Raw genomic sequence first — 22,453 nt, forward strand, 5'->3', positions numbered from 1 at the left:
TGAGTCGTGCGCTTCCTCGCCCCGCTACCGCGTTCCGGCCACGGCACGGTTTCGTGTTTCGTGGCGGGGACGCCCACCGACTACCCGAGGCCCGGGGCGAGGTAACACCCGCTCCCGGCCCGAAATCGCCCGCCGCCGTTGGGTTCGCGGACGACGCCGGTGACGCCCGGGCGGGCGCCACCGGCGTGGTACGTCAGCGCAGGCCGTTGCGGATGGCCACGCCGACCAGCAGGTCGGGGTCGTCGGTGATGATGCCGTCCACACCGAGGTCGATCACCCGCTGCATGACGGAGGCGTCGTCGATGGTGTACGGGATCACCTTGAGCCCGTACCGGCTCTGGAGGGTGCGCACGTCCGGTCCGTGGAAGTACGCCGGGTCCTGCCGCAGGTACCAGTCGGCCGAGGCCACCGTGCCCTGCTTCGGGTCGTGCACCTGCCAGTTCGCCGACACCGTGCCGGCGCCCGCGGCCCGGGTCAGCTTGCCCAGGTCCCGGTACGTCCACCAGTCCAGCCCACCGGTCCACGGGCTCTTCACCGACGGGTCGCCGTACACGGCCTGGAGCGAGCACTCGTCGGCGAGGCTGGTGCACTCCGCCGGCCCGTACTGCCAGACCAGCGCCACCGTCTCGATCCGCTTGTCGAGCTGCCGGGCGTAGGTGATGGTCCGCCAGTCGAACGACTGGATGGTGGCGCGGCCGGTGAACCCGGCCCGCTGGATCGCCGTGACGAGCTTGCGGGTGAAGCTGCGGTACGGCTCCGTGTCGTCCACGACCGGACTGATCTTGGTCTCGATGTTCATCCGGACGTCGTCCCGGCCGCTGCGCTTGACCAGCGCGAAGACCTCGTCCAGGGTGGGGATCCGGGCGCCCGGGGCGGGCACCTGCGCCGGCAGCTCCGGCAGCGTCTTCGTGCCGCAGTCGATCGTCTTGATCTGCGCGAGGGTCAGGTCGTGCACCGGCTTGCCCACGTACGGGAACTCCGGGTCACCCTTGGTGGCCGGCGCGGTGTCGACGCAGTGGGAGCCGTTGATGGCCCGGTCGTGCAGCACGACGAGAGCGCCGTCCCGGGTCACGCCGGTGTCCAGCTCCAGGGTGGAGATCGCCCTGTTGGCGAGCGCCTTCGTGAACGCGGGCAGCGTGTTCTCCGGACGCGTCGCCCTTCCACCGCGGTGTGCCTGGATGTCGAACGGCGAGGCGTACGCCTTGGGGAGCCGGTAGCCACGCTGCGCGAGCAGGCCGCGCAGCCGGTCCGGGTAGTCGGTGATGATCCCGTCCACGCCGTCGTCGACCAGCTTCGCCATGGTCGGCAGGTCGTCCACCGTCCACGGGATCACCTTGATGCCGTAGCGGTGCGCCCGCGCCACCATCTCCCGCGTCACGTACGGCTGGTAGCCGGGGTCGGTGACCGTGCCGTTCTGCGGGGAGCCGTGCACCGGCGAGAAGGCGCTCGCGCCGAAGCTGCGGATGGCCTTGATCGGGTCGCCGCCGAAGTCGTCGATGTCGAGCCCGCCCAGCCACGGCGAGGCGCCCGGCTGCCCGGTCTGCAGGAAGTCGTAGTTCGTGAGGGCCACCAGCGGCAGCCGCGGCTCCACCTGGCGCATCCGCATGAGCGCGCCCCAGTCGAAGCTCTGGATCGTCACCTGCTTCAGCAGCCCCGCACGCCGGATCTCGGCGGCGGTGACCTGCACGAACTGCTCCCGCGGGGCCGTCTCGGCCGGCGCGCCGGCCTCCACCTTGGTCTCCACGTTGAGCGTCACGTCGTCGGCGTGGTAGCGCTTGACGAGGTCGAAGACCTCGCGCAGCAGCGGCATCCGGGCGCCGGGGACGGCGAGCTGGCCGGGCTTGTCGGCGAGCGTCTTCGATCCGCAGTCGAGGGTACGCACCTGGGCCAGGGTGAGCGTGTTGACGTACTTCCCGACGTACGGGAACTCCGGGTCGGCGGGGGTCACGGGCGCCGTGTCGGTGCACTTCGTGCCGGTGACCTTCCGGTCGTGGGTCACGACGGCCTGGCCGTCCTCGGTGATCTGCACGTCCAGTTCGAGGGTGCTGACACCGAGTTGGAGGGCGTTGCCGAACGAGGCGAGGGTGTTCTCCACCCGCAGCCCGAGACCACCGCGGTGGGCCTGCACGTCGAATGTCCGGTCGGGTCGCGGCTTCGCCCCGGCGGGCGCCGCGAGCCCGGTCGTCACGGTCGCCGCCGCGAGGGCCGCGATCGTGATACGGCGTACTGTGCGCACGCTGTCACTCCTCCTCCGGCGGGTCTCTCCCGCCAATCCGCCGGTCAGCATGGGCAGCGGGGGCGGCGCTCAGGCGGCCGGCGGGAGACACGCGGGTGAACGTCTGTGCGGCCGGCCCCGCGTGTTTGACCCGGCCGACGGCGGGCACGCAGAGAGACCGATGTTTCTGCGAGGTGGTGCGACGTGCGTGAGGACGACATGCGACAGGACGCGGCCCGACGGGCCGAGGACCGGATCGCCGGCGGCATCTACGGGGAGGGCGCGCTCGACGAGGTGACGGTGCCCCGCACCGATGTGCAGCGGGCGATCCAGGACGTCGACCCGGACGACCCGGCGCACTCGCGGGTCGACCCGACGGTGCTCCGCGACGGCGGCCCGGTCGCCGGGCAGGGAGCCGTCACCACCACCGGCGGCACCGCCGGGCCGGCGAGCGTGCGGCGGGTGGCCCGGCAGCCGGAGCAGCACCGGGGCAAGGTGGCCCCGACCACGACGGGCGACGCCACGACGGGTGGCATGAGCACCCCGGAGGGCACCTCCACGAGCGACCAGTCCACGATGAGCAGCGGCCCGGCAAAGTCCGTCAACGACTGACCCGCCGGCCTCCGCCGGGCCGGCCCTTCGGCCCCGGTGATCATGAAGTTGTTGCCGCGACACGCCGTGTTCGTCGGCAACAACTTCATGATCGACAGCGGGGGCCGGGGCGGGCCGGGGTGGGTCGGTCAGGCCCGCTGGGGGCGGAGGACGCCCAGGCGCTGGGTCGCCCGGGTGAGGGCAACGTAGAGGTCGCTGCGCCCGCGTGGCGACTCCGCGACGATCCGGTCCGGGTCGACCACCAGCACCGAGTCGAACTCGAGCCCCTTGGCCTGGGCCACGGTGAGCACCACGACGCGGCTCTCCAACTCGGGATGCTCGCCCACGGTGGCCTCGGGCAGCGCCGCGGTGAGCGCCATCCCGAGGTCGTCGACCAGGCCGGCCGGCACGATCACGCCGAGCCGGCCCTCGTCGAGCCCGGCCGCCTCCCGGGCCGCCGCGTCGACCAGTTCCGCGCCGAGCCGGCCCGCGGGCACCGACCGGTCCCACGGCGGCACGCCGCTCTCGCGTACGGAGCGCGGTGGGCTCAGGGTCGGGTCGATCTCGGTGAGCAGGTCGGCGGCGACCGCCATGATCTCGGCCGGGGTGCGGTAGCTCACCGTCAGCTCGGTGAGCCGCCACCGGTCCGCCACGTACGGCTTCAGCGCGTCCTGCCAGGACGGCGTTCCGGTGAGCGCGCCGGTCTGCGCGACGTCGCCCACGATCGTCATCGACCGGCTGGGACAGCGGCGCATGAGCAGGCGCCAGGCCATGGGGGACAGCTCCTGCGCCTCGTCGACGATGACGTGCCCGAAGGCCCACGACCGGTCGGCCGCCGCACGCTGGGCGGTGGTCAGGTGGTCCGCCTCCTCCTGCCGTTCGAGCAGCCGGTCGGCGTCGATGAGGTCGGCGACGCCGAGGATCTCGCCACCGTCGGCCTCGTCCTCCACGTCGATCGACCGGGAGCCCCGGGCGATCTCGAGCACGCCCTCGGCGTACTCGCGCTGGAGCGACCGGATGCGCTCCCGGCGGGCCGCGGCGGCGCGCTCGTCCTCGCCGAGCAGCTCGGCCGCCTCGTCGAGCAGCGGCACGTCGGCGGGCGTCCAGCCGCCGGGCTCGCGGTGCAGCAGGGCCCGCTCGCCCGGGGTGAGCATGGGCGCGGCGGCGGCGATCCGGTCGGGGTCGGCGTACAGGTCGGCGAGGAGGCGCTGCGGGGTGAGCACCGGCCACAGCTCGTCGAGCGCGGCGCCCACCCCGGACTCCTCGCGCAACTCGCGGCGGATCTCGGCCCGGTCGGCCTCGTCGAGCAGGTTCTCCCCGCCGAGCGGGTCGGCGCCGATGCGCTCGGCCACCTGGTCGGCGAGGGCGTGCACCACCTCGATGTCGAACGCCGCCCGGGCCAGGTTGTGCGGGCGGTTGGTGCGCCGGGCCCGGTCCCGGGCCGTGCGGACGATCGCGGGGTCGAGGGTGAGGATCTCCCGCTCCACCTCGATCGCCACCGGCTCGTCGGGCACGCGCTGCCGGTCCCGTACGGCGGCGGCCAGCACGTCGACCATCACCTGCCGGCCCTTGAGGGCGGCGGCCTCGGCGGACTCGACCCGGCGGCCCTGCACGCCGGGGAACAGGTCGGCCTGGGTACGCAGCAGCACGCCCGTCTCGGCCAGCGCCGGGAGCACGTGGGAGATGTAGCGCAGGAACGTGGCGTTCGGGCCGACGAGCAGCACACCGCGCGTGGACAGCTCGCGCCGGTGGGTGTAGAGGAGGTACGCGGCGCGGTGCAGCGCGACCGCCGTCTTGCCGGTGCCGGGGCCGCCCTGGACGACGAGCACCCCGGGCAGGTCGGCGCGAATGATCCGGTCCTGTTCGACCTGGATGGTCTCGACGATGTCCCGCATCCGCCCGGTGCGTCCGGCGTTCAGCGCGGCCAGCAGCGACGCCTCGCCCGTCAGCTCCTCGTGGGCGGTGGGGGAGGCGGCCGCGATGTCCAGCACCTCGTCGTTGAGACCGGTCACCTTCCGCTGCCGCGTACGCAGGTGCCGGCGCCGCCGTACGCCCTGCGGGTTGGCGGCGGTGGCGAGGTAGAACGGCCGCGCCGCGGGAGCGCGCCAGTCCATGAGCAGCGGGTCGTAGTCGCTGCTGGTGTCGAAGATGCCGATCCGGCCGATGTACCGGCGGGAGTCGTCCGCACCGTCGAGCCGTCCGAAGCAGAGCCCGTTCTCCACGGCGGAGAACTGCTCTACCTGCTCGGCGTACATCCGTACCGAGTCGTCGCGCTGGGAACGGGCCTGGCGGGTGCCGCCGGTCGCGCGCAGCTCGTCGGTGAGCCGGCGGGCGGCCTGCTCACGCAGCTCGTCGAGGCGGTGGTAGAGCATGGAGACGTACTCCTGCTCGCGACCGATCTCGTCGTCGAGCGGCAATTCGTCGGTGCCGCCGGAGTGCCTTGACAAGCCGTCTCCCCAAGAATTAGAATTCGCTGCAAGAACGGCTTTTCGAGCCGTTCTTTTTTGTGCCTGAACTTCGAAAGATAGCGCGTCGCCGCGGGCTTTCCCAAGCCGTCCGGCGATTCCCGCGCGAGACGGAGAGGTGCGTCGCGATGATCCTGCGAGCCGGCCAGCGGGTCGTGTTTATCGGCGACAGCATCACCGACTGCGGCCGCCGGGACGCCAACGCGCCGTACGGCAACGGCTACGTGAGCCTCGTCCGCGCGTTCGTGACGGCGCGGCATCCCGGTCTCGGCCTGCGCTGGGTCAACCGGGGCGTGAGCGGCGACACGGTCCGTCACCTGGCCGCGCGCTGGGAGCGGGACGCGCTGGGGGAGCGACCCGACTGGCTCTCCGTCATGATCGGCATCAACGACATCTGGCGCCGCTACCGCGGCCCGGTCGCCGAGGCGGTCCCCATCGACGAGTACGAGCGCACCCTGCGCGCGTTGCTGCGCCGGGCTGTCGACGCGACCGGCTGCCGGCTGATCCTCGGCGACCCGTACCTCATCGAGCCCGACCGGGCCGAGCCGCAGCGCGCCGACACCGACCGGTACGCGGCGGTCGTCGCGGCGCTCGCCACCGAGTTCGGCGCGGTGCACGTGCCGACGCAGGCGGCCGTCGACCGGGCACTCGCCGCGAGCACGCCGGGCGACTGGGCCGACGACCGGGTGCACCCCAACCTGGCCGGGCACGCCCTGCTGGCCGACGCGTTCCTCGCGGCCCTCGACGCCGTTCCGCCCGCCGCCCCCCGGCCCGCCGCCGCCCCCTGGCCCCGGCCCGCCGCCGATCAGCCCAGCGACACGACCGGCTGACGCTCACCGGGTCCCGGCCGGCACCGGCTCCACCGACGCCGGGCCGGCCTCCTCCACCCGCCCGCCGGTGCGCTCCGCGCCGATGCCGGCGACCACCACGAACGCGACGCCCAGCAGCGGCGCGACGCCCGGCAGTTGGTCCAGCGCCACGAGGCCCACGAGCATCGCGATCGCCGGTTCCAGGCTCATGAGGGTGCCGAAGGCCGCCGTGGTGAGCCGGCGCAGGGCGAGCAGTTCGAGGACGAACGGGACCACCGGCAGGAGCACCGCGAGGCCGAGGCCCGCGAACACCACCGGCCAGGTGAGGTCGGCGACGACCGACGGCCCCACGACCACCGTCGCCACCAGGCCCGCCACCGGCATCGAGACGGCCAGGCCCCGCACGCCGGAGACCTCGTCGCCGACCCGCTGGGTGAGCAGGATGTACGCGGCCCAGCAGACGCCGGCGGCCAGCGCGTACGCGACACCGACCACGTCGGCGCCGCCCCGCCACGGCTCGGTGAGCAGCAGCACCCCGACGCCGGCGAGCACGGGCCACAGCTTCGCGCCGCCCCGGCCCCGTGCCACGGCCACCCCGAGCGGGCCGAGGAACTCCAGCGCGCTGGCCGTGCCCAGCGGCAGCCGGGCCACGGCCGCCATGAACAGGATCGTGATCCCGGCCGTGACCACGCCCAACGCCAGGCAGGCGCGCAGCGCCGAGCGGGTGAACGTGGACGGTCGCGGGCGGACGAACACCGCGAGCAGGACCCCCGCCCAGGCGAGCCGGAGCCAGGCCGCGCCCTCCGGACCGACCTCGTCGAAGAGGGAGACCGAGGCGGCCAGGCCGAGCTGCACGAGCATCATCGAGGCGAGAGCCATCGCCGAACCGGCACGGGTGGGAGTCATGCGCCCAGTAGACCGGTTCCCAACCGTTCACGTCCACGTGTCATTCCTGGACGGACCGTTCGGAAATCGCGAACAATGCGGGGGTGGACCTGCGCCGGCTACGACTGCTGCACGAGCTCGCCCGGCTCGGCTCGATGCGCGAGGTCGCCGACGAGCTGGGCGTCACCACCTCGACGGTCTCCCAGCAGCTCGCCGTGCTGGCCCGGGAGGTGGGCGCCGACCTCGTCGAACCGGCCGGCCGGCGCGTCCGGCTCACCCCCGCCGGCCGGCGCCTCGCCGGGCACACGGTGACGATCCTCGCCGCCGTCGAGGCGGCCCGGCTGGACCTCGACCCGCACGCCGAGCCGGTCGGCACGGTCCGGGTCGCCGGCTTCGCCACCGCCGTACGCCGGTCGCTGCTGCCGGTCGCCGCCGACCTCGCGGCGCACCACCCGGCGGTCCGGCTGCGCATCCACGAGCACGAGCCGGCCGAGGCGTACGCCCTGCTCGCGGCGGACGACGTGGACCTGGCGCTGACGTACGACTACCACCTCGCACCGGCGCCCGCCGACCACACCGTCGAGGTCGTCCCGCTCTGGTCGGCGGGGTGGAGCCTCGGCGTGCCCGCCGACGCCCCGCCGGTCACCGGCACGTCTCCCGAGGTCTTCGCCCGGTTCGCGGCGCACCACTGGATCGTCAACTCCCGCAACACCGCCGACGAGGTGGTCGTACGGGCCATCGCCGCCATGGCCGACTTCGAACCCCGCGTCGAGCACCGCGCCGACAGCCTGGACCTCGTCCAGGACCTGGTGGTCGCCGGTTTCGGCGTCGGGCTGCTCCCGGCGGACCAGCCGACCCGGCCGGGCGTCCGCCTGATCCCGCTCACCGCCCCGGAGGCGCGCCTGCGCTCGTACGCCGTCGTGCGGCGGGGCCGCGCCGGCTGGCCGCCGCTGGCCCTCATCCTCGACCTGCTCCGGGCCCGCGCGGGCACGGCGTAGGAGCACGGGCGACCAAACGCGAGCGGCGCCGCCGGCCTCAGCCGGCGGCGCCGCGGGATCAACGCGTGGGCGGGTCAGCCGCGGGCGACCTCGTAGAGCCGCTCCGGGGTGACGGCACCGGCCAGTACCCGGCCGTCGTCGGTCAGCAGCACGGTGACGAGCTTCGAGCTGAACAACCGGCCGCTGCCCCAGTCGCCGCTGACGGCCGGCAGCGACCCGAGCACACCGGCGAGGTCACCGCCCGCCGGGCTCTTCGCCCCGGCGGGCGCCTTCGCGTCGGCGCCGACCCGGGCCTCGACGACGGTGGTCCAGCCGACACCGACCGTACGCACCTGCGGGTGCTCCGGCTTCGCGGGGCGACGGGTCGACGCGTCCGGCCGGTCGGCGGTCTCCTCCTTCACCGTCGCGCTCGGCGGCGGGTTGAAGGTGAACTGGTCGGCGTCCGGACGGCGGAAGTCGACCTGGGTGAACGCCACCTCGAACGCCGGCGCGTCGCTGCCGGTGGCGAAGACCTCGAACCGCAGCGGCACGTGCTCGCGGGCGTCGATGGCGATCCGGAGCTGGTGGACGAGCGACGCCTTGTCGCGCGGCTCCAGCACCAGCTCGTACGCGTCCCGCCCGGCGACCGTGGCGGCCCGGCCGACGCTGACCGCGGTGGTCGGGTCGATGGCGGCGAGCGCGAGGTCGGCGGCCTGCTGGGGCGTGGAGGGCAGCTCCGGCGCCCCGCCGGCGCCCGGTCCGGGCTTGCCGGCGGCGTCCCCGTCGAGCCTGTGATGCGTGGCCGCGTTGGCCCGGCTGTCCCAGGTCCACACGTCGCGGCCGTTGTGGATGATGTCCCGCTCGCCGAGCGTGTCGAGCAGGGCGACCCGCTGCCGCTCCGGTCCCGAGTACCAGACCCGCAGCGTGTGCGTGCCGGTGGCCAGCGCCGCGAGGTCGTTGGCGCCGGCGGCGAGACCCACGATCGGCGGCAGGCCCAGGTCGGCCCGCTGCACGACGGTGCCGGACAACCCCTCCAGCTGCGACGTCTGCAGGTCGACCAGGAGTTGGGCGGCCGTGCGCGGCGGCAGGCTCGGCTCCGCCTCGGCGGCGAACGTGCCGATGGCGGCACCTCCACCGATCACGGTGGCGGCGGCGGCCACGGGGACCACCCACCGTAGGACGGGACGGCTAACGACGGACATGACGGCACCTCCTCGCCACATCTTGCCCGGTGCCGGCTGTGAGGGCGCTGAGGACGCCGGTATGCCGCTGAAACGGGGTGGCACCCTTGACCCGTGCGGCTGCTGGTGGTGGAGGACGAGGCGCGGCTCGCCGGCGCGCTGCAACGGGGCCTCCAGGCCGAGGGGTTCGCCGTGGACGTGGCGTCGACCGGGCCGGCCGGGCTGGACGCGGCGCGGGGCGGCGGCTACGACGCGATGATCCTCGACGTCATGCTGCCCGGGTTCTCCGGTTACGAGCTGGTCCGCCGGCTGCGTGCCGAGGAGCACTGGCTCCCGGTGCTCATGCTCTCGGCCAAGGACGGCGAGTACGACCAGGCCGACGGGCTCGACTGCGGCGCCGACGACTACCTCACCAAGCCCTTCTCGTACGTGGTGCTGCTGGCCCGGCTGCGCGCCCTCCTGCGCCGGGGCGCGCCCGAGCGGCCCACCGTGCTGACGGTGGGCGACCTGCGGCTCGACCCGGCCCGACGGCGGGTGACCCGGGCCGACGTCGAGATCGCGCTCACCGCCCGCGAGTTCGCGCTGCTCGACTACCTGATGCGCCGTCCCGGCGAGGTGGTCTCGAAGACCGAGCTGCTGGACCACGTCTGGGACGCCAGCCTGGAGACCGCGCCGAACGCCGTCGAGGTGTACGTCGGCTACCTGCGCCGCAAGATCGGCCGGGAGCGCCTGGAGACGGTACGCGGCGCCGGCTACCGTCTCGCCACATGACCACCGTGCGACGGGCCGCCGCCCGGCTCCGCTCGGCGGTCCGGCTGCCGGACGTGGCCCTCGGGCTGCGCGGCCGGCTCATGGCCATCGGTGTGCTGGGGCTCTCCGTCGGGTTGGCGCTCGGCGGCGTGGTGCTGCTCGCCGTCCTGGAGTACGCGCTGCAACGCAGCATCGACAACGACGTGTCGCGCACGGCGGAGGCCGTGGCCCGGCTCGCCGCCGAGGAGGCCCTGCCCGACCCGCTGCCGGTGGCCGGCGGCCAGGTCCGGGTGCAGGTGGTCGACGCGCAGGGTCGGATCCGCGCCGCCTCCATCGACGCCGACCGGCTGGTGCCCATGGTGCGCCCCGACCAGCTCCACGCGGACCGCCGGCAGCGCCTCGTCGTGTCGGGCGAGCGGGTCGGGCTCGCCGGCCCCGTGCGGGTGGTGACCATGCCGGCCGGGCATCCCGCGGACCCGCTCACCGTCCTCGTCGCGAAGTCGATGGCGGACGTCCGGCACAGCACCCACGTGGTCCGCACCATCCTGCTGATCAGCTTCCCGCTGCTGGTCGGCGTGCTCGCGGCGGTCGCCTGGCGGGTGGTGGGCGCGACCCTGCGGCCCGTCGAGGCGCTGCGCCGCGGCGCCGAGGAGATCACCGGTCGCGCCGGACCCGGCCGCCTGCCGGTGCCCGCCTCGCGGGACGAGGTGCACCGGCTCGCGGTCACCCTCAACGGAATGCTGGACCGGCTGGAGTCGGCACGGCGGCGGCAGCGGGCCTTCGTGGCCGACGCGGCGCACGAGCTGCGCAGCCCGGTCACCAACATCCGTACGGAGCTGGAGGTGGCCCGGCGCCTCGGTGACCGCACCGACTGGGCGTCGGTGACCGGCAACCTGCTCGCCGACACCGAGCGGCTCGGCCGGCTGGTGGACGACCTGCTCCTGCTGGCCCGGCTCGACGAGTCCGGCGAGGCGGGCGCGGGTCCGTCCGGTCCGGGTGCTGGTCCGTCCGGTCCGGGCGCTGGTGGGGGCGGCGGTGCCGTTGCGGGCGGCGGTGTCGGTGCGGGTGCGGGCGTCGGCGTCGGCGTCGGCGGCGGCGGCGGTGTTGGCGTCGGCGTCGGTGGGGCGGGGGCGGGCCGCGGGCGGGCCGTCGGCCCGGTCGAGCTGGGCGAACTGCTCACCGGCGTGGCCGCCCGCTATCCGTCCCCGCCGGTGCGGGTGGCGCCGCCCGACGAGCCGCTGTGGACCGTCGGCCACCCCGACGAACTGCACCGGATCCTCACGAACCTGCTCGACAACGCGGTGCGGCACGCCCGTACCCGGGTCGTGCTCGCGGCCGCGCCGGCCGGCGCGTACCACCTCGTGACGGTGACCGACGACGGGCCGGGCATCCCCGTCGCCGACCGGGACCGGGTGTTCGACCGGTTCACCCGGCTCGACGACGCCCGGGCGCGCGACGCGGGCGGCGCCGGGCTGGGCCTCGCGATCGTGCGGGAACTGGTACGCCGGGCCGGTGGCTCGGTCTCCCTCGGCGACGCCGACGGGCCGGGGCTGCGGGTGTCGCTGCGCCTGCCGGCGCTGCCCACCACCGACGGCGTCTGAGGATCCTCAGGCGAGGGCCACGATCCCGACCACGACGAGCGGCAGCCCGACGAAGAGGAAGACGCCGAGGCCGGTGAGCACCCGGCCGCCCCCTCCGGTCTCGCGCTCGGGCGCCAGCCCGAACACCGATCGCGCGCCCACCATGCCGATCCGGCGCCAGGTCACCGGTGACCCCCCGAGCAGTACCCCGGAGACGAGCGACGCGACGCCGACCCGGGACGCGGCCGTCCTGGCGGCGATCCACCGCGCAACTTCAGGAAAGTTGTTGCCTCCCTCGTGCTGGAGGCCACTACTTCCCTGAAGTTGTGACGATCATGGCGCGGGCGCGGGCGCGGGCGCGGGCGCGGGCGTGGGCGTGGGCGCGGCGTGGGCGCGGCGTGGGCGTGGGGAAGCGGGCAGCCCGCAGGGGTGGGCGCGCCCTGTCGACCTGCCCCAGATCTGGGGCAGGTCGACAGGGCGGCTGGGCTATGTCACCGCCGCCCCATCGAGCTAGGTGTGTCCGAGGCCGCCCCACCTGAGGTTGCCTCTGCCGAATCCCCCCACGAAAAGAGGTTCGTCGAAGCCGCCCCACCGAAGGCGGGTCTGCCGAAGCCGCGAGCCCGCGCGTCAGCGACGGCGGGTGCAGACCTCGTCGGCGGAGGCCACGGTGTCGGTGGACCAGACGACCGCCACCGTGAAGCAGTAGTCGAGGCTGCGGTTCAGCCCGTAGATGATGAAGCTGTCGGTGCCCGCGGGCAGGTCGGTGAGGGCGCTCTTGGCCTGGCCGGCACGCCCGCCCGAGATGACCACCGGCCCTTCGCCACCGGCCGGGTACGTCCACTTGAGCGCGACGTTGTCCCGGTTGTCCCGGAGGCTGACCCCGGTGGGTGGCGTGCCCGGCGACGCCGCGGTGACGGTGGGCGCGGAAGCTGTGGGGCTCGGGGCCGCTCCCGTCGGGCTCGTCCCGCCCGTGGTGGCGGCGACCGAGCCGGCCGGCGTGCTGGGCGCGGCCCGGGGTGGGTCGTCGCCGTCCACCCGGGCCACGCCGGCGATGACGGCCGCCGCGCCGAGCAGCACCACCACGACACCGCCCACCACGAGCGGGACCAGTCGCCGGCCGCCGCTCGAAGAGGCCGGATGGCGCACCGGCACCGGCAGCAGCGGCGACGGGCGGTACGGGTCGGCCGGGTCGACGCCTCGCCGGACCCGGTAGACGCCGTCGGTCTCCTCGTCGCCACCGGCCATGCCGACGACCGCGGGCGGCACCGGACCAGCGCCCTGCTCGCCCGGCGACCACGCGCCCTGCTCGCCCGGCGGCCATCCGCTCCACTCGCCCGGCGACCGCGCGCCCTGCTCGCCCGGCGACCGCGCGCCCTGCTCGCCCGGCGACCGCGCGCCCTGCTCGCCCGGCGGCCACGCGCCCTGCTCGCCCGGCTGCCACCCGGTCTGCCCGGCGGCGGTGACCGGCTCGTCGATCGGCCAGCCACGCGGTTCGTCCGGTCGCCGCGCCGCGGGTCCGGCGGCGGGCTCGTCGATCGGCCAGCTCCCCGGATTGTCCGACTGCAACCCCGCGTGCCGGACCGTCGCCGGCTGATCCGACGACCACCCGTCCCGTCCGTCCGGCGGCCACCCCGTCGGCTCGGCCGTCCCCGCGTCGTCCATCGACGGGACCGGCGGCTCGTCCGGCGGCCACTCCACCTGCTCGCCGGCAGGCGCCGCAGCCGGTCCAACGCCGGCCGCCCCGGCACCGGCCGACCTAGCACCCGCTGACTCAGCACCCGCCGGCCCGACGCCGGCCGGCCCGGCGTCCGGCGGCCACCACGCCTCGTCCGCGCCGGCCGGGTCGTCCGCCGGTTGGCGCGGCGTGGGCACGGCTGGCGGGTCGTACGCCGGCTCGTCCCCCTGCGCCGGGGCGCGGGCCGACGGCACGACGGGAGCGTCGGGCGTTTCGTCGGCGCACACGTGGTCGGGGTTGGCGGCGGCCCGGGCCAGTGCGGCCACCTGGAGGGCGAGGGGGTCGTCGACGGGCAGGTGCTGTCGGCAGAGTTCCCGGGCCAGTGACAGGTTGTCGTGGGCCTCGGCGAACTCCCCGCAGTCGCGCTGCATGGCGCCGAGCCGGGCCAGCATCTTGATGCCGCTGGGGTGCCCTTCGCCGTACACCTCGCGGTGCAGCTCCCACGCGTCCTGCAGGCGGTCCCGGGCGGTCCGGCACTGTCCGCGCGCGTACTCCACGGTGGCCAGGTCGGCGTGGGCGGCGAGCACGCGCAACGACTCCGGGCCGTCCTGTGCGGTCAGTTCGACGATGACGTCCTGGTAGAGCCGGGCGGCGCGGGACTGGCTGCCCACCCGGTGCAGCACCGCGGCCAGCGTCGCGGCGGCGGCCACCGTACGCGGGTCGGAGCGGCCGTGCAGCCGGGTCTGCGCCGCGTACGCGTAGGCGGCCCACCCCCGGGCGGAGTGCGGCTCGTTGAGGGCGACGAGCACGCGGGCGTGCAGGCTCGCCGCCTCGGCCATCTCGGCGGTGGCGTTGGCCGGGCGCGGGTCGGCCTCGCCCAGCGCGTCGGACAGCAGCCGCTGCGCGCCGGCCAGGTCGCCGGTGGACACCAGGTGGTGCGCCTGATCAGTCAGTTCGCCGAAGCCGGAGGACACGCCCCATCGTGCTCATCCGGCGACGGTAAGTACAAGACCCGCGCCGGTGCGGATCGGTCAGGATCCGGTCAGGCGCTCGGTCAGGGCCTCGCTGATCCGGCGGAGCTGGTCGACCTGGGCGGGCGTCAACGCGTCGAACAGGTGCCGGCGTACGCCCTCGACGTGGCCGGGCGCCGCGGCCGCGAGCGCCGCGAAGCCGGCGTCGGTGAGGTGCGCGATCTGGCCGCGGCGGTCGGTGGGGCAGTCCTCCCGCTCGATCCAACCGGCGGCCTCCAGCCGGGCGACGGCGTGTGAGAGCCGGCTGCGCGACGAGCCGGTGGCGTCGGCCAGCCCGCTCATGCGCAGCCGCCGCCGTGGCGCCTCGGAGAGGCGGACGAGGATCTCGTAGTACGCGTGCGGCATGCCCGCGTCGCGTTGCAGCTCCCGGTCGAGGGCGTCCATGAGACCGCGCGAGGCGGTCAGGAACGCCCGCCACGTGCGTTGCTCGTCCGGGCTCAGCCACCTCGTCATGACGGCCATCATACTCGCGGTAGTTGAGCGTTCAACAAATGCGGGCTACCGTGGGGGCATGGGAATCCACCGGCTCAACCACGCGGTCCTCTACGTCAGTGACCTCGCCCGCAGCGTCGCCTTCTACCGCGACGTGCTCGGCTTCCGCCCGGTCGCCATGACGCCGGACGGCTTCCGTGGCGCCACCTTTCTTCAGGCGCCCGACTCCACCAACGACCACGACCTCGGCCTGTTCGAGATCGGCGCGGGCGCCGGCCCCTCGACCGCGGGGCGCGCCACCGTCGGCCTCTACCACCTCGCGTGGGAGGTCGACACGCTCGACGAGCTGGAGGCGACCGCCGGGCGACTGGCGGCCGCCGGGGCGCTCGTCGGCACCTCCGACCACGGCACCACGAAGAGCCTCTACGGCCGGGACCCGGACGGCCTGGAGTTCGAGATCGTGTGGCTCGTCCCGGCCGCCCTGCTCGACGACACCGCCCTCGAGGCGCGCAAGCGGATCGGTCGGCTCGACCTGGACCGCGAGCGGCAGCGTTACGGTGGCCAGACCCGCGGTGGGGTGGGCATCTCCGTACCGGCCTGAGGCCCGGTGCGGTAGAACGGCAGGATGCCGAGCGACCCGACCGTCCCCGTCCGCCGCGAGCTGCTCGTCCGCCAGCTGGAGACCTGGCTGCCGGGAGCCCTGCACCGCTCGCGGCGGGCCACCGTCGCCCTGGCGTACGCCGGGAACGACGGCGGCTCGGCCGACGCCGCGCTGGGGGTCGTCGCCGAGTACGCGGACCGGCTGCGCGGGGGCCGCCTCACCGTGCTGGTGCTCGCCGGCGAGCCGGGCGACCTGCCGGCGCGGCTCGGCCCCCTCCAGGCGGAGCTGCCGGCCGACGTGGCCGTGCACGTCGTGCCGGGCGAGCCGGCCCGGCTGTCGGTGGCCCTCAAGGCGGGAGGCGCCGCCGGCGCGCCGCTGTTCTCCTACGTGGACCTGGCCGGCGGCCCGACGCCGCCCGCCGGCGCCGATCCCGCCGTGCTGCGTGCCGCGGCCGGCGGGCGGCCGGCGGAGCTGCTGCTCTGCGGCGGCCACCCCGCCCGGGCCGGTCTGGACGCCGTGGGCTTCCCGCTGGTGACCGAGGTCGACCTGGTGCCCGTCGACGGTGGTACCGCGATCCCGGTCACCTTCGGCACCGGCTCCGACCGGAGCCTGGAGGCGTTCAAGGAGGCGCTCTGGGCCGTCGACGAGTTCGCGGGTGTCCGGTACCGCGACCCGGCCGACCCGGCGGCGCGGTCGCTGGACATCGCGCTCGACCCGGAGCCCGGCCCGCTGCGCCGGGAGCTGCTCGCCGAGCTGGCCCGCTCCGGTCCCCGTACGGTCACCGAGCTGCGCCGCTACGCCCTCACGTCGACCGTCTACCGCTCGTCGGACGCCCTCCGGGCGCTCACCGGGCTGCTGGCCGCCGGCGCGGTCACCCGCGCGCCGGCCGACGGCCGGCTCGGCGGCGACGTCGTCATCACCGTGGTGGCCGGGGCGCCGCCGTCCTGAAGCAGCGCCGCCCCGGACGCCGAGCGGGGTGCCGGTGGTCTCACCGGCACCCCGCCCGACGCGTGGAGACTAGCTCCGGGACTTGTCCTGCTTCCAGGACAGCGGGCCGGGGAGGTCCACCCGGTGCGCCCGCGTACGGGAGTTCCAGGACCACCGGCCGATCTTGAAGCTCCACGAGGAGAAGCCGTTCTCGGTGAAATTGAGGATCAGCGGCCCGATCTTCTGCCGCTTCCGGAAAACCACACCCATGGCCGGGCTCCCTTCCTCCCATTCCCTGCCGTGTCGCGCTCGAACATGCCCGGAACGCCGAATCGCGAAACTCCGCGTTACTCCAGGGTGGAGTGAGCAGCTCCGCGCCACGTCGGGGGCTCCCGCGAACACTTCCGCCGCCATCGGCGAAGTAGGGATGAGCCCTCGGCCGCGTACGGGGGAGGCGGACAGAGGGAGGACTCATGGGTGTGGTGGCACGGGTCGTGCACACCGCCACCGGGCAGACGGACGCCGAGATCATCGCCCGGATGCACGGGGATCCGGAGATGTTCGCCGTGGTCTTCGACCGCTACTACCCGGACGTGCACGGCTACGTGAGCCGGCGGTTGGGCCGCGACGTGGCCGACGACGTGGCGGCCGAGACGTTCCTGGTCGCCTTCGACGGGTGGCGGCGGTACGACGTCAGGCAGCCCAGCGCCCGACCGTGGCTGTTCGGCATCGCGTCGAACCTGATAGCCGGGCATCAGCGGGCCGAGGCGCGGCGGTACCGGGCACTGGCCCGGATGGACCAGACCACGACCGACCCGGACAGCGCCGACGGCCCCGCCGACCGGGTCGCCGGACGACTGGACGCGCAGGCCGTGCGCGCGCGGCTCGCGGCGGCGTTGGCGGGGATCGCGCCCTCCGACCGGGAGGTGCTGCTGCTCGTCGCCTGGGCGGACCTGAGCTGCGAGGAGGTCGCTCGCGCTCTGGAGATTCCCGCCGGGACCGTCCGGTCCCGACTGCACCGGGCGCGTACGAGGTTACGGGCGGCGCTGGGCGACACCGACCCCCTGGCAACCGGAGAGGACATTCCATGATCGACGACATCACGATGCTGCGGGAGGGTTGGGGCGACCGGGAGCCGCCGTCGCCGCAGGCCCGGGATCGGGCCCGCACGGCTCTGCTGGCCCGGATCGCGCAGGCCGACGGCGGCGGCGCGTCCCAGCAGGCTCCGCGGGTGGTGACGCCCCGTCGGCGCCTGCCGGGTTGGGCGTGGCGGTCCGGGCTCGCCACCCTCGGCGTCGCCGCCGTGGTGGCCGGGGCGGTCGTGACCGGTGGTCTCGGCCAGGACGCGCCCGCCCCCGGCGGGGGGTCGGCGTCGCGGCCACTACCGGAGCCGGGCGGTTCGATCGCGCGGACCTTCGAGCTGGCGGCCGTGCACGCCGAGGCCGAGCCGTTCACGCCGCCACGACCCGACCAGTGGACGTACGTGGAGCTGACGATCGTGCGCGGCAAGATCGCCCGGGACAAGGGGCAGGCCACACGGGAGACGACCCGGTCGTGGCGGCGCGCCGACGGCCGGCAGAGCGCGATGCTGGTCGACGGCAGGCTGGAGATCGGCGCGGAGTCCCCGGACATCCCGCAGACCGTGCCGCCGCAGGACTACCCGACGTTGGCCGGGTTGCCCACCGATCCGCGGGCTTTGCTCGACCGGGTGCGGTCCCAGTTTCCGGAGGGCAAGGGCGACCCGGCCCGCGACGACGTCGTGGCGTACTCCGTGATCGGCGCGATGCTCCGGGACAACGTGCTTCCGCCCGGCGTGAAGGCGACCCTGTTGCGGGCGATGGCCCTGATCCCGGGCGTCACCCGGTCCGCCGACCCGGTCGACTTCGACGGACGCCCGGCGATCGCGATCGGCCTGGTCGCCGACGGCTGGCGGCGTGAGGACGTCATGATCGACCCGACCACGCACGAGTTCCTCGGCAGCCGGACCCTCGTGGTCGAGGACCACACGACACCGCAGGGCGTCCGGCTGAAGAAGGGCGACGTCGAGGTCGAGCTGGTCCGGGTCAGCGGCCGGATCGTGGACGCGCCGGGACACACCAGCTGACGTACGCGGTTCGCGTCCGTCGGATCGCGGCTCCCCTCGCCGACCGGCCCTCGTGCCGCGGCGGGGGGCGCCGTGGCTTTTCCGCCGCTCAGGCCCGGTGCCGGGTTGGTGTGGCGTGGGCGACCGGCGGGTGCGGCAGGCCGGAGGGCTCGATGGGCGGGCGGGGCCGGACGACCCGGCCGGCCAGGGACTGCTCCCGGGCGGCCCGGAACGCGCCCGGGCTCATCCCAACCTCCCGGGTGAAGAACCGGCCGAAGTTGGTCGGCTCGGTGAACCCGAGCCCCCGGCCGATCCGGGCGATGGGCTCGTCGGTGGCGGCCAGCAGGCGGCTCGCCTGCAAGGCGACGCGCTCGTCGATGACCTGCTTGGCGCTGCGGCCGGTGACGGCCAGGCAGGCCCGGGTGAGCGTACGCACCGAGCAGCCCAGCCGTTCCGCGTAGTCCTCGACGCGGCGGCTGTGCCGGTAGCCGCGCTCGACCTCCCGGCAGAACCGGTCGAACGTGGCCTCCTCCGGCCGGGACGCCGGCCCCGCCGCGCCGGCGAGCGTCAGCCGCAGCAGCAGCACGGCGAGCTGGTGGCGCAGCAGCGCGCGGGCCGCGGGCACGCCGCGGTGCCGGGCGCAGTCCACCGTCAACTGGGTCACCTCGCTGATGACGGCGTCCTCGTCCTCGCCGGCGAGCTGCCGCCACGTGGGTACGGCGTCCGGGTCGACGTCGAGGCCGCGCAGCGCGGCGGCGTCCCAGCGCACCACCGTGGCGTCGAGCTGCGGGCACGGGCAGCGCAGCACCTGCCCGGCGCGGACCCGCAGCAGCGTGCCCGGGCGGCAGGGCAGGAGTTGGAAGTCCAGCTCGGCGTCGCCGTGCCCACCCGTGGTGAGCACGAGCAGGTCCCTCTCGACGAGCACCGGCCGGCGCCAGCCCGGATCACCGGCCAGGTCGGCGAGCGCGAGGGTGTCTATCTCGACGGGGAAGGGGAGCGCAGCGTCGACCGGGACCGGGGGGAACTGACCGGAGGAGTGCATCGCTGCCGACGGTAGCCCGCGTCGCAGGTCATCGCATCCCGACCCACCCCGCCGACCGGCGGCGAGCCGGTTTCGCCGGGCGTTCCGGAGGCCCGCGCACGCCAGTCGTCGGCGCGGGCTTGTCGCGGTCCGGGCGGCCGGGCTACGTTACCCGGCGGTAGCGCCGCCGGTCGCGGCTCGGCCGGCGGCCACTGCCGGGCGGGTACGACCGGAGCGGCCAGGCGACCCCGGCGACTCGCGATGGGATGGGCATGACGGATCTGTTCTCGGTCGAAGGCAAGACGGTCCTGGTCACCGGGGGATCCCGGGGGATCGGGCTGATGATCGCCCAGGGCTTCGTCCGGGCCGGCGCGCACGTGATCATCTCGTCGCGGAAGGCGGACGTCTGCGCGGCGGTGGCCGAGAAGCTCTCGGTCGAGGGACGTTGCGAGGCGATCCCCGCCGACCTGTCCGACGACGCCGGCGCCGAGGGGCTCGCGGCCGCCGTCCGGGAGCGGGTCGAACGGCTCGACGTGCTGGTCAACAACGCGGGGGCCACGTGGGGCGCGCCGCTGGAGGCGTACCCGGAGAACGCGTTCGACAAGCTGTGGGCGGTGAACGTCAAGGCCGTCTTCCGGCTCACCACCGCGCTGCTGCCGGCGCTGCGCGCCGCGGCCGGCGACGACGACCCCGCACGGGTGATCAACATCGGGTCGATCGACGGCATCCGCGTGCCGTGGATGGAGGTGTACGCGTACTCGGCCACCAAGGCGGCCGTGCACATGCTCACCCGCAGCCTCGCGCACCAACTGGCCGGCGAGCGGATCACCGTGAACGCGATCGCGCCCGGGCCGTTCGAGAGCAAGATGATGGCGTTCGCGCTGGACGACCCGGCGTCCCGGGCGGCCATCGAGCAGCAGGTGCCGCTCGGCCGGATCGGGCGCCCCGAGGACATGGCGGGCACGGCGATCTACCTGGCCTCGCGCGCCGGCGCGTACCTCACGGGAGCGGTCATTCCGGTCGACGGCGGCATCACCACGCACGGCTGACGCGTGGCCGTCCCGGGGGAGGGCGGTGCGCGTACGCCTGCGGTGTGTGCCGGAGCCGCGCGGACTCGGCAGATCCGCGCGGCTCCTCGTGGCCGAAAGGCCGGTGTTACCCGGTGGAACGGTGTCTCAGCGGCCGGCGAGCAGCCGGTTGACCGCCGTGTCGACGTCCAGGTGCTCGGCCTCGCGGCCGCGCGGGACGACGACGTAGGTCCGCCGCAGGAAGCGCACCAGGACGCTCCTCGGCACCTCGAAGAGAGCGTTGCCGTCGGGTGACGACAGCGCGAGCGCGACGAAGTCGCCGCGCGGCGTGGCCCACGGCCACACTCGGACGTCGCCGATGCCTGCCGGCTCGTCGAGGCCGGTCACCAGCAGCTCGCGGGCGAAGGACCAGCTCACGGCCTCGCCCCCGGCCGACTCGGCGTGGAACAGGACATGGACCGCATACGGGTCAGCAGGGTCGTAACGCAAGCTGGCACGCACCGGCAAGGCGGTGGCGTCAGGCGCGACGAGCCTTAGCGACGTCTCGACCTCTACGGTCGTCGGTCGGATGACACTCATGGACGTTCTCCCCCCGGCACCGCTGCGGAACGCGCGTGTCCCGCTTTTCCCATACTCAGGTGCTACTCCTGGCTACGCTCCGCCATACGCTGACTTCACCCAGTGGTGGGAAGGAGTTCGGAAAGGCCTCCTGAATGTGAAAATTCATGTAGGATTTCCGGTTCTGCCCAGTGCGTGGTCCCGACCGGGATCGGGTGGTTCAGTCGTCGACTTACTCCGGTAACGTCCAGTCGTCGGAAGGGGTGACGGTCCCGGGCGACACTAGGGGGTGAAATGGTCACGAAACGATCCTCAGTGGATCCGATCGCGGCGCCCGGCCCACCGGAAGTCGCAGGTCGAGCAGCCGAAAAGCGGGGGTACGCGGTGCCGATGGAGCGACACGACCGGGCCGGTCGGACGGACTCCGGCGAACCGACGCCGGAGCGCGGCGCCGGCGGTCTCGCCCTGGCGGAGCGACGCCCGCCACGCTGGCGGCGACGGGTCTCCAGCACCCTCGACCTCATCCGCGCCAACCCCACCGGCCGGATCACCCTCAAGATCTTCATTGCCATCGCCGGTGCGCTCGTCGTCACTGTCGGTATCGCCCTCATCCCGCTGCCCGGGCCGGGCTGGCTCCTCGTCATCGCCGGGCTGGGCATCTGGGCCGTCGAGTTCCACTGGGCGCGCCGGCTGCTCGCCTTCACCCGCCGCAACGTGCAGAGCTGGACCCAGTGGGTGCGGCGCCAGTCGCTGCTCGTACGCGTCGTGCTCGGCTCGATCGGCCTGATCTTCGTGGCCGTGGTGCTCTGGCTCTCACTGAAGTACAGCCTCGGCATCGACGTGGTGGCGCGGATCATGCGCTACCTCGCGACGCACTGACCCCCGGATTCGCGGATGGGGGAGCCGATCAGGTACAGTCATCCGCGCTGAGGGCGATTAGCTCAGCGGGAGAGCGCTTCGTTCACACCGAAGAGGTCACTGGTTCGATCCCAGTATCGCCCACACAGGTCAAAGGCCACTTCCCAGCTCTGGGAGGTGGCCTTTTTGCTTCGGTACAGCAGCTAAGTACAGCAGTTTCGTCAGCGGCCGAGCGAGTCACCGAGACGTTTGAGGGCATCTCTGGCCGCTTTCGTCGATACCTGCGTGTAGATCTCCATCGTCACGGAGAAACGGGCGTGGCGGAGGACCTGCATGGCGACTCTGGGGTGGACGTCGAGGTCGGCGAGCAGCGTGGCGCAGGTGCGCCTGGCGTCGTGGACGGTGATCGGCATGACGTTGGCCTTCTCGCACCGGGTTTGCCAGGAGCGCTGGAAGTTGCGCGGCTCGATGGGTGTGCCATAGCGGCTGGTGAATACGAGGCCGGTTTCCTGCCAGGCGTTGCCGGCGGCTGCTCGTGCCTCGTCCCGTTGTTCCTGCCGGAGCTTGAGGGAAGAGGAGGATTTCGCCGAGGGCAGTGTGTCCGTCGGTGGTGATGGCGAGTTGGATGCTGTGGCCTCCGGCGCGGCGAGTGCGGGCTTGGTCGAGGTAGTTCCGCGCCGCCGTCAGGTCGAACGGCGAGGCCAGTGGCGTCCATTGGGCGACGTCGGGGTCGTCGAAGAGTTCGACCATGACGGGCAGGTCGTCGTCGGTCCATTCCCGCAGGTG

The 22,453-nt window shown here is 74.2% G+C and carries 21 protein-coding genes, 1 tRNA gene and 2 pseudogenes; 12 read left to right on the plus strand and 12 right to left on the minus strand.

Annotation, left to right across the window (positions count from 1 at the left end; genetic code table 11):
• Window positions 1–193: 193 nt before the first annotated feature.
• Window positions 194–2,236, minus strand: coding sequence for a glycerophosphodiester phosphodiesterase family protein (locus ACSNOA_RS10390; protein ID WP_436657739.1), 2,043 nt, complete (start codon window positions 2,234–2,236; stop codon window positions 194–196).
• Between the two features lie 183 nt (window positions 2,237–2,419).
• Here ACSNOA_RS10390 and ACSNOA_RS10395 point away from each other — a divergent pair, with 183 nt between their 5' ends.
• Window positions 2,420–2,827, plus strand: a complete 408-nt coding sequence (locus ACSNOA_RS10395; RefSeq protein WP_436657740.1) for a hypothetical protein — start codon at window positions 2,420–2,422, stop codon at window positions 2,825–2,827.
• Between the two features lie 128 nt (window positions 2,828–2,955).
• Here ACSNOA_RS10395 and ACSNOA_RS10400 read toward each other — a convergent pair whose 3' ends face one another.
• On the minus strand, window positions 2,956–5,178 hold the full coding sequence (locus ACSNOA_RS10400) for a HelD family protein (RefSeq protein WP_436658375.1): 2,223 nt from the start codon (window positions 5,176–5,178) through the stop codon (window positions 2,956–2,958).
• A gap of 221 nt (window positions 5,179–5,399) precedes the next feature.
• Between ACSNOA_RS10400 and ACSNOA_RS10405 the strand changes: the two genes are divergently transcribed.
• Window positions 5,400–6,101: an SGNH/GDSL hydrolase family protein gene (locus ACSNOA_RS10405; RefSeq protein ID WP_436657741.1), complete on the plus strand. Its 702-nt coding sequence runs from the start codon at window positions 5,400–5,402 to the stop codon at window positions 6,099–6,101.
• A gap of 3 nt (window positions 6,102–6,104) precedes the next feature.
• On the opposite strand, the gene ACSNOA_RS10410 is transcribed toward ACSNOA_RS10405, so the two are convergent.
• Window positions 6,105–6,986, minus strand: coding sequence for an EamA family transporter (locus ACSNOA_RS10410; RefSeq protein ID WP_436657742.1), 882 nt, complete (start codon window positions 6,984–6,986; stop codon window positions 6,105–6,107).
• An 83-nt stretch (window positions 6,987–7,069) separates the two neighbouring features.
• On the opposite strand from ACSNOA_RS10410, the gene ACSNOA_RS10415 reads away from it, so the two are divergent.
• On the plus strand, window positions 7,070–7,963 hold the full coding sequence (locus tag ACSNOA_RS10415) for a LysR family transcriptional regulator (RefSeq protein WP_436657743.1): 894 nt from the start codon (window positions 7,070–7,072) through the stop codon (window positions 7,961–7,963).
• Window positions 7,964–8,037: 74 nt separating this feature from the next.
• Here ACSNOA_RS10415 and ACSNOA_RS10420 read toward each other — a convergent pair whose 3' ends face one another.
• Window positions 8,038–9,144, minus strand: a complete 1,107-nt coding sequence (locus tag ACSNOA_RS10420; protein WP_436657744.1) for a LolA family protein — start codon at window positions 9,142–9,144, stop codon at window positions 8,038–8,040.
• Between the two features lie 93 nt (window positions 9,145–9,237).
• Between ACSNOA_RS10420 and ACSNOA_RS10425 the strand changes: the two genes are divergently transcribed.
• Together ACSNOA_RS10425 and ACSNOA_RS10430 are read left to right on the plus strand one after the other, a co-directional pair.
• Window positions 9,238–9,894, plus strand: a complete 657-nt coding sequence (locus ACSNOA_RS10425; protein ID WP_436657745.1) for a response regulator transcription factor — start codon at window positions 9,238–9,240, stop codon at window positions 9,892–9,894.
• Complete coding sequence (locus ACSNOA_RS10430; RefSeq protein ID WP_436657746.1) at window positions 9,891–11,474, plus strand: ATP-binding protein; 1,584 nt, start codon at window positions 9,891–9,893, stop codon at window positions 11,472–11,474. The genes ACSNOA_RS10425 and ACSNOA_RS10430 overlap by 4 nt, the downstream gene beginning before the upstream one ends.
• 6 nt (window positions 11,475–11,480) lie before the next feature.
• Here the strand turns inward: ACSNOA_RS10430 and ACSNOA_RS10435 are convergent, their stop codons facing one another.
• The 3 genes from ACSNOA_RS10435 to ACSNOA_RS10445 form a co-directional block, all read right to left on the minus strand.
• Entirely contained in the window at window positions 11,481–11,639 is a 159-nt protein-coding gene (locus ACSNOA_RS10435; RefSeq protein ID WP_436657747.1) for a hypothetical protein, read from the minus strand.
• A gap of 441 nt (window positions 11,640–12,080) precedes the next feature.
• A complete protein-coding gene (locus tag ACSNOA_RS10440) occupies window positions 12,081–14,102 on the minus strand; it encodes a tetratricopeptide repeat protein (protein WP_436657748.1) in 2,022 nt (673 codons plus the stop codon).
• 57 nt (window positions 14,103–14,159) lie between these two features.
• Entirely contained in the window at window positions 14,160–14,621 is a 462-nt protein-coding gene (locus tag ACSNOA_RS10445) for a MarR family winged helix-turn-helix transcriptional regulator (RefSeq protein WP_436657749.1), read from the minus strand.
• Between the two features lie 49 nt (window positions 14,622–14,670).
• On the opposite strand from ACSNOA_RS10445, the gene ACSNOA_RS10450 reads away from it, so the two are divergent.
• Both ACSNOA_RS10450 and ACSNOA_RS10455 read left to right on the plus strand, forming a co-directional pair.
• On the plus strand, window positions 14,671–15,192 hold the full coding sequence (locus ACSNOA_RS10450) for a VOC family protein (RefSeq protein WP_436657750.1): 522 nt from the start codon (window positions 14,671–14,673) through the stop codon (window positions 15,190–15,192).
• A gap of 24 nt (window positions 15,193–15,216) precedes the next feature.
• Window positions 15,217–16,140: a hypothetical protein gene (locus ACSNOA_RS10455; RefSeq protein WP_436657751.1), complete on the plus strand. Its 924-nt coding sequence runs from the start codon at window positions 15,217–15,219 to the stop codon at window positions 16,138–16,140.
• Between the two features lie 69 nt (window positions 16,141–16,209).
• Here the strand turns inward: ACSNOA_RS10455 and ACSNOA_RS10460 are convergent, their stop codons facing one another.
• Window positions 16,210–16,389: a DUF4236 domain-containing protein gene (locus ACSNOA_RS10460; RefSeq protein ID WP_120777867.1), complete on the minus strand. Its 180-nt coding sequence runs from the start codon at window positions 16,387–16,389 to the stop codon at window positions 16,210–16,212.
• Between the two features lie 203 nt (window positions 16,390–16,592).
• Between ACSNOA_RS10460 and ACSNOA_RS10465 the strand changes: the two genes are divergently transcribed.
• Window positions 16,593–17,210 carry an RNA polymerase sigma factor gene (locus ACSNOA_RS10465; RefSeq protein ID WP_436657752.1) on the plus strand — a complete coding sequence of 206 codons (618 nt, stop codon included), beginning with the start codon at window positions 16,593–16,595 and terminating at the stop codon, window positions 17,208–17,210.
• Window positions 17,207–18,223: a CU044_5270 family protein gene (locus ACSNOA_RS10470; RefSeq protein WP_436657753.1), complete on the plus strand. Its 1,017-nt coding sequence runs from the start codon at window positions 17,207–17,209 to the stop codon at window positions 18,221–18,223. The genes ACSNOA_RS10465 and ACSNOA_RS10470 overlap by 4 nt, the downstream gene beginning before the upstream one ends.
• A gap of 88 nt (window positions 18,224–18,311) precedes the next feature.
• Here the strand turns inward: ACSNOA_RS10470 and ACSNOA_RS10475 are convergent, their stop codons facing one another.
• Window positions 18,312–19,244, minus strand: a complete 933-nt coding sequence (locus ACSNOA_RS10475) for a helix-turn-helix transcriptional regulator (RefSeq protein ID WP_436657754.1) — start codon at window positions 19,242–19,244, stop codon at window positions 18,312–18,314.
• Window positions 19,245–19,495: 251 nt separating this feature from the next.
• Here ACSNOA_RS10475 and ACSNOA_RS10480 point away from each other — a divergent pair, with 251 nt between their 5' ends.
• Window positions 19,496–20,272: a glucose 1-dehydrogenase gene (locus ACSNOA_RS10480; protein WP_436657755.1), complete on the plus strand. Its 777-nt coding sequence runs from the start codon at window positions 19,496–19,498 to the stop codon at window positions 20,270–20,272.
• Between the two features lie 126 nt (window positions 20,273–20,398).
• On the opposite strand, the gene ACSNOA_RS10485 is transcribed toward ACSNOA_RS10480, so the two are convergent.
• Entirely contained in the window at window positions 20,399–20,830 is a 432-nt protein-coding gene (locus ACSNOA_RS10485; RefSeq protein ID WP_007457244.1) for an SsgA family sporulation/cell division regulator, read from the minus strand.
• A 294-nt stretch (window positions 20,831–21,124) separates the two neighbouring features.
• On the opposite strand from ACSNOA_RS10485, the gene ACSNOA_RS10490 reads away from it, so the two are divergent.
• Window positions 21,125–21,688, plus strand: a complete 564-nt coding sequence (locus ACSNOA_RS10490; RefSeq protein ID WP_436657756.1) for a TIGR02611 family protein — start codon at window positions 21,125–21,127, stop codon at window positions 21,686–21,688.
• A gap of 51 nt (window positions 21,689–21,739) precedes the next feature.
• Window positions 21,740–21,811, plus strand: a tRNA-Val gene (locus tag ACSNOA_RS10495).
• Window positions 21,812–21,888: 77 nt separating this feature from the next.
• Here the strand turns inward: ACSNOA_RS10495 and ACSNOA_RS10500 are convergent.
• Both ACSNOA_RS10500 and ACSNOA_RS10505 read right to left on the minus strand, forming a co-directional pair.
• Window positions 21,889–22,227, minus strand: a pseudogene (locus ACSNOA_RS10500) (tyrosine-type recombinase/integrase); the annotation flags it as partial.
• A 58-nt stretch (window positions 22,228–22,285) separates the two neighbouring features.
• Window positions 22,286–22,417, minus strand: a pseudogene (locus ACSNOA_RS10505) (GNAT family N-acetyltransferase); the annotation flags it as partial.
• Window positions 22,418–22,453 lie beyond the last annotated feature (36 nt).

Source organism: Micromonospora sp. URMC 103 (genome assembly GCF_051386435.1).
Classification (GTDB): domain Bacteria; phylum Actinomycetota; class Actinomycetes; order Mycobacteriales; family Micromonosporaceae; genus Micromonospora.

Bases quoted from the DNA above. Each gene is read 5' to 3' on its own strand.
- ACSNOA_RS10465 (WP_436657752.1), top strand. From the start codon at position 16,593: ATGGGTGTGGTGGCACGGGTCGTGCACACCGCCACCGGGCAGACGGAC.
- ACSNOA_RS10400 (WP_436658375.1), bottom strand. From the start codon at position 5,178: ATGCTCTACCACCGCCTCGACGAGCTGCGTGAGCAGGCCGCCCGCCGG.
- ACSNOA_RS10480 (WP_436657755.1), top strand. From the start codon at position 19,496: ATGACGGATCTGTTCTCGGTCGAAGGCAAGACGGTCCTGGTCACCGGG.
- ACSNOA_RS10410 (WP_436657742.1), bottom strand. From the start codon at position 6,986: ATGACTCCCACCCGTGCCGGTTCGGCGATGGCTCTCGCCTCGATGATG.
- ACSNOA_RS10455 (WP_436657751.1), top strand. From the start codon at position 15,217: ATGCCGAGCGACCCGACCGTCCCCGTCCGCCGCGAGCTGCTCGTCCGC.
- ACSNOA_RS10485 (WP_007457244.1), bottom strand. From the start codon at position 20,830: ATGAGTGTCATCCGACCGACGACCGTAGAGGTCGAGACGTCGCTAAGG.
- ACSNOA_RS10470 (WP_436657753.1), top strand. From the start codon at position 17,207: ATGATCGACGACATCACGATGCTGCGGGAGGGTTGGGGCGACCGGGAG.
- ACSNOA_RS10475 (WP_436657754.1), bottom strand. From the start codon at position 19,244: ATGCACTCCTCCGGTCAGTTCCCCCCGGTCCCGGTCGACGCTGCGCTC.
- ACSNOA_RS10460 (WP_120777867.1), bottom strand. From the start codon at position 16,389: ATGGGTGTGGTTTTCCGGAAGCGGCAGAAGATCGGGCCGCTGATCCTC.
- ACSNOA_RS10405 (WP_436657741.1), top strand. From the start codon at position 5,400: ATGATCCTGCGAGCCGGCCAGCGGGTCGTGTTTATCGGCGACAGCATC.
- ACSNOA_RS10445 (WP_436657749.1), bottom strand. From the start codon at position 14,621: ATGGCCGTCATGACGAGGTGGCTGAGCCCGGACGAGCAACGCACGTGG.
- ACSNOA_RS10430 (WP_436657746.1), top strand. From the start codon at position 9,891: ATGACCACCGTGCGACGGGCCGCCGCCCGGCTCCGCTCGGCGGTCCGG.
- ACSNOA_RS10450 (WP_436657750.1), top strand. From the start codon at position 14,671: ATGGGAATCCACCGGCTCAACCACGCGGTCCTCTACGTCAGTGACCTC.
- ACSNOA_RS10420 (WP_436657744.1), bottom strand. From the start codon at position 9,144: ATGTCCGTCGTTAGCCGTCCCGTCCTACGGTGGGTGGTCCCCGTGGCC.